Origin of the sequence: uncultured Cardiobacterium sp. (assembly GCF_938028185.1) — a bacterium.
In the GTDB taxonomy this organism is placed as follows: domain Bacteria; phylum Pseudomonadota; class Gammaproteobacteria; order Cardiobacteriales; family Cardiobacteriaceae; genus Cardiobacterium.
In genome coordinates this window covers 1-4,571 of sequence record NZ_CALJAH010000346.1, presented here as the reverse complement: position 1 = coordinate 4,571, position 4,571 = coordinate 1, and the positions used below count along the sequence as shown (strand labels likewise).

Here is a 4,571-nt window from a genome sequence, read left to right as displayed (position 1 = left end):
CAGCGTCGCCGCGTGTGCGGCGTAGTCGGCAGCGGGTTGCGCGCCGAGGTGCAGTGCGGCGCGTATCAGCGCGCCGGTTTTGCCCCGATGCACGGCTTGCAGCTCAGGCAGGGTGAGCGCGCGCCCGGTCGCCGCCATGTCGCGCATTTGTCCGCCTATCATCCCCGCCCATCCGGCCGCGTCGGCAAGGGTTTGGATTTGTGCCAGCTTAATCGCGGGCGCGAGCGGGCTGTCCGCCAACAGGGCGAAGGCAAGGGTGTTCAGCGCGTCGCCGGCGAGGATAGCGGTCGCTTCGTCATAGGCGCGGTGCGTGCTGGCGCGTCCCCGGCGCAGGTCGTCATCGTCCATCGCGGGCAGATCGTCGTGGATGAGCGAGTAGGCGTGGATGGCTTCCACTGCGCAGGCGGCGGCGTCAACGGTGTCCAGCGGTACGGCGAAGGCGTCAGCCGTGGCGTAGAGGAGCGCGGCGCGCAGGCGTTTGCCGCCGCCGAGGGTGGCGTAGCGCATCGCGTCGGCAAGGCGTTCGCCCGCCGGTGGCAGCGCTTGCGCCAGCACGATTTCGATGCGGGTCTGGCAGATGGTGAGGTAGTCGGTCATGGGGGTGTTCCGGCAGGACGGGGCGGCGATGGTATCACGTCAGGGATGACAAAAAACGGCACCCGTTACAGGTGCCGTTGATTGTTGCCGCAGCGGGGCGCTTATTTTTTCGCTTCTTTGGCATCTGCCGGTTTGGCTTCGGTCGGGTTGGCCGCAGCTTGGGCATCAGCAGCTTTGGCTTCTGCCCTGGCCGTGTCGCCATTTACCTTGAGCAGTTCGACATCGAAGGTCAGGGTGGCATTCGGCGGGATGCTCGGCGGGGCGCCGGTTTCGCCGTAAGCGAGGTTGGACGGGATGTAGAGGGTGTATTTGCTGCCTTCGTTCATCAGTTGCAGGCCTTCGACCCAGCCGGGGATGACGTCGGAGACGTTGAAGGTCACCGGTTCTTTGCGCTCGTAGGAGCTGTCAAAGACGGTACCGTCCAGCAGGCGACCTTCGTAATTGACGGTGACGCTGTCGCTTTTGGTCGGTTTGGCACCTTTGCCTTCTTTTTCGACTTTGTATTGCAGACCGGTATCGGTAGTCTTCACGCCGTCTTTTTTGCCGTTTTCGTCGAGGAATTTTTTGCCCGCTTCGGCGTTGGCGGCGATTTCTTTTTCAAGCTGTGCCTGCATTTCTTTCATGCGTGCTTCGGCGAAGGTTTGCATGGTTTTGTCCATTTCTTCGCGCTTCATCGCCAGATCTTTGCCTTCGGCGGCGTCTTTCAGACCGCTGATGACGGCTTCGAGGTTGATTTTGTCGCCGCCAATTTCTTTGACGGTGGAGCCCATGTCCACGCCGAGTGCGTAGCCGACCTTGTCGGACTCGTTTTTCAGTTCTACGGCCTGGACGCTGCCGATGGTGGCGGCGATGGCGGTGGCAAGCAGGATTTTGCTGTATGTCATTAAGTTCTCTCCTTGGAAAGATTTGGGTTGATAAAGCGGGGCGCAGTATGCCACGGCGACCCCGCTGCGGGTTTTACCGGTGGGTAATTCTCTGCCGCTGGGCGTCAATCAGGTCGTGCTGTTGCAGCCAGGCGATGGCATCGGCGGCGTCGCCCTCCAGCCAGGCATACACGCTGCCTTCGCGGTAGCTGTAGCCCCAGGTGGTCATGTCGCGCAGCATCTGTTCGCGGCCAACATTGGGCAGGGCCTCAGCGAGCAGGATTTGCAAATAATTGACGGCACATTCTTCCAGGACGGTGCCACCCGCATCAGTATGCAGCTTGGCGCGGCGGGCATCGTCCATGCAGATCCAGTGCCCCGCTTCGTGCAGGGCAGAATGGGTCGGCGTGTCCGGGCGAATATAAAGGGTGTCCAGCACCAGCCCCGCTTCCGGCGCGCCCCAGTAACTGCCAGGGATGTCGGCATTTTCCGGCAGCATGACCACTTGCAGGCCATACGCGCCGAGCAGGGTCTGCAGCGCAGGCAGGCTGATTTCCGCACAACGCTGGACGTTTTGCGTCATACCGGCTCGCCAAGTTTGACGACGAGCACGTCGCAATTCACACCGGGCAGGATGTCATCCGCAGTCGCGCCGAGCAGCGATGCCAGGCCGGTGCGCACATGGCGGCCAATAACAATCAGATCCGGTTTGATTTTTTCGCAGTAATCCAGGATGCCGCGGCGGGTGGAAAGCGCGGTTTCAACGTGGGCATCGTCGGCGATGATTTTGTGCCGTGCCAGCAGTTGCTGCATCTTCTCGCGCGCACCGGAGATGATTTCATCTTCATTGCTGATAGGGATGATCGGCACGATTTCGTAGCCGGCGGTGAGGACGGTCTCCTCCATCACGTGCAAGACACGCAACTTCGCGTCCGGGTCTTCCAGCATACATTTGGCACGACTGGCGACGATGTCGCTGTCTTCACGCAAATCAGTCACAAGCAAGACATTTTTGTAGCGCATGGGATTCTCCTGTCGATTGAACAATGCACCTCTATACAAGGTACAACCCTACTTTACCATAACTGCCCCGGCGCAGCGGCGCAGCGATGCGGTATTGGGGCGTGCCACCATTCAGCCGTGCCCTTTGTAGGTTGGGTTAGCACGAGCGCGTAATCTAACAACGGAATAGGTTCGGTATTCGGTTTGTTGAGTCTCTCTCGCTGCGTGAGCTGTTCCAGTCGCTCGTACCTCGCTAACAAAACCACGAACAAAATCATCGTGTTATAACCAATTGTAAACAACCTCTAGTATGAGGTCTTGGTATTGCCGCAAATGCAAGCCCGTCATCTTTGGCATAGCACACATTTCAGCGCCTCACAAAAGTGTCTTTCCCTGCGAAGCCGGATAGAGCGGGGGACGGGTGTAAAAAAACACGCAGCGACCGCAACCAAAATGACGCAGACGGCCCGGCGTAGATGGCGCATGGCGACACCGTCCGTCTGAAAGCGGCATAACCTGCCACGGCACGGCAGCGGGCGACAGAATGCGGCAAGCGACAAATGGCCAAAGCAGATTCAGCACGCCCCCAATCCCGCCCAAAACTGGGACAATTTTCACCATCTTCGGCAGATTTTACACGTAACTATTTGAAAAATAATGTCGCAACAAACATGGCACAGCCGAAGCATATATCTTCACAACAGCAAACGCTGTTACAACCTGCAGCGAATGCTGTAATTCAAACCCGAAAAACTAATGGAGTAAATCTCATGAAAAAAATGCAAAAAGGCTTCACCCTCATCGAGCTGATGATCGTTATCGCCATTATCGGTATCTTGGCTGCTATCGCTCTGCCGGCTTACCAAGACTACCTGGCTCGTACCCAAGCTTCTGAAGGTTTCAAAGCTTCTTCTGGTCTGCAAGCTGACATCGGCGTTTATGCTTCTGCCAACTCTACTCTGAATGGCGTAAAAGACGACCCGAACGTTGCTGGCACTGTAAGCGAATTGGGCGGTAAATATTTCTCTAAAGGTTCTGTAAGCGTTGATAACACTACCGGTGCTTACACCATTAGCTTCAATGCTGGTGCTAACTCTAACAAAAACCTGGTTGTATCTCCGGTTCTCAACACCGCAACTGGTCAAATCACCAAGTGGGTTTGCTCTGGCTCTATCGAAAAACGCCGTCTGCCTTCTACTTGCCAATAATTTTCGGCTCATTAGCAGAAAAGACGAAAGCCCGGTTATATGCCGGGCTTTTTTAGATTATACGGAGAAATTTTATGATGAATATCCTGCGTGTAAGGCAAGGAGGCTTTACCCTAATTGAGTTAATGATCGTTGTTGCCATCATTGGAATTCTTGCCTCACTGGCCATTCCTGCCTATCAAGACTATTTGGCCCGCACACAAGCAAGTGAAGCACTTGTTGTAACGGCGGGATTAAAAAATGATATCGCAGTAAAATATTGGGACAAGGGGCACTTTCCTCCAGCAGGCGACGATTTGATGGCAACAACACAATTGCTGCAAGGAAAATATTTTCCTGCAGGTGGAGCCGTTTTGACGCCAGATACAGGGGTTATTACCATAACCTTTAACAAAGGCGCCAATTCCGGCAAAAATGTTATAATCACACCTGTCCCACAATCAACGAATAGACAAATCATTAGTTGGAAATGTAGCGGAAGTGTCGGAGAGCGCAGATTGCCAACTTCGTGTCAATAAAATATCTTTGTTGGACTGTTTGACTAAAATATAATACAATGTCTCGATGATATTCTGAATTGGCGTGCGGTTCTAATTGTGAATTTAATGGAATAATGGAATGATGAATAACCTGAAAAAGTATCCTTATGTCAGCATTGTGGCATTTTATGTGTTTAGCTTTTGTCTGTTCTTTTTATTATATGGACAGGTGCTAGCATTTGATTATGTATGGGATGATAGGGAACTTTTTGTTTACAATCCGGAATTACTCAATAATCCATTAAGTTGGCAATTAATCGCACGCCCTGTTTTGGAAGGAACAAGTTATTTTCGTCCCTTGGTACATCTTAGCTGGTTTTCTGAATTTCATTTGTTTGGTTTGCGCCCCCGGGTAAGCCACG

6 protein-coding genes and 1 pseudogene are annotated in these 4,571 nt (G+C 53.9%); 3 read left to right on the top strand and 4 right to left on the bottom strand.

Annotated features, from left to right (window positions below; translation table 11 throughout):
- The 4 genes from Q0349_RS10160 to Q0349_RS10145 form a co-directional block, all read right to left on the bottom strand.
- Positions 1 to 597 (bottom strand): polyprenyl synthetase family protein (locus Q0349_RS10160; RefSeq protein ID WP_298080796.1); only part of this gene is annotated, 597 nt, incomplete at its 3' end.
- A gap of 101 nt (positions 598 to 698) precedes the next feature.
- Positions 699 to 1,481 (bottom strand): FKBP-type peptidyl-prolyl cis-trans isomerase, encoded by a 783-nt coding sequence (locus Q0349_RS10155; RefSeq protein WP_298080794.1) that lies wholly within the window; start codon positions 1,479 to 1,481, stop codon positions 699 to 701.
- Between the two features lie 73 nt (positions 1,482 to 1,554).
- Entirely contained in the window at positions 1,555 to 2,043 is a 489-nt protein-coding gene (locus Q0349_RS10150; RefSeq protein ID WP_298080793.1) for a hypothetical protein, read from the bottom strand.
- A complete protein-coding gene (locus tag Q0349_RS10145; RefSeq protein WP_298080792.1) occupies positions 2,040 to 2,483 on the bottom strand; it encodes a universal stress protein in 444 nt (147 codons plus the stop codon). The genes Q0349_RS10150 and Q0349_RS10145 overlap by 4 nt, the downstream gene beginning before the upstream one ends.
- Before the next feature lie 539 nt (positions 2,484 to 3,022).
- Here Q0349_RS10145 and Q0349_RS10140 point away from each other — a divergent pair.
- From Q0349_RS10140 to Q0349_RS10130, 3 genes and pseudogenes are all read left to right on the top strand, one after another.
- A complete protein-coding gene (locus tag Q0349_RS10140) occupies positions 3,023 to 3,670 on the top strand; it encodes a pilin (protein ID WP_298080791.1) in 648 nt (215 codons plus the stop codon).
- A gap of 74 nt (positions 3,671 to 3,744) precedes the next feature.
- Positions 3,745 to 4,188, top strand: a complete 444-nt coding sequence (locus tag Q0349_RS10135) for a pilin (RefSeq protein WP_298080790.1) — start codon at positions 3,745 to 3,747, stop codon at positions 4,186 to 4,188.
- A gap of 100 nt (positions 4,189 to 4,288) precedes the next feature.
- A pseudogene (locus Q0349_RS10130) lies at positions 4,289 to 4,571 on the top strand (hypothetical protein); the annotation flags it as partial.

Bases quoted from the DNA above. Each gene is read 5' to 3' on its own strand.
- Q0349_RS10155 (WP_298080794.1), bottom strand. From the start codon at position 1,481: ATGACATACAGCAAAATCCTGCTTGCCACCGCCATCGCCGCCACCATC.
- Q0349_RS10150 (WP_298080793.1), bottom strand. From the start codon at position 2,043: ATGACGCAAAACGTCCAGCGTTGTGCGGAAATCAGCCTGCCTGCGCTG.
- Q0349_RS10145 (WP_298080792.1), bottom strand. From the start codon at position 2,483: ATGCGCTACAAAAATGTCTTGCTTGTGACTGATTTGCGTGAAGACAGC.
- Q0349_RS10140 (WP_298080791.1), top strand. From the start codon at position 3,023: ATGGCCAAAGCAGATTCAGCACGCCCCCAATCCCGCCCAAAACTGGGA.
- Q0349_RS10135 (WP_298080790.1), top strand. From the start codon at position 3,745: ATGATGAATATCCTGCGTGTAAGGCAAGGAGGCTTTACCCTAATTGAG.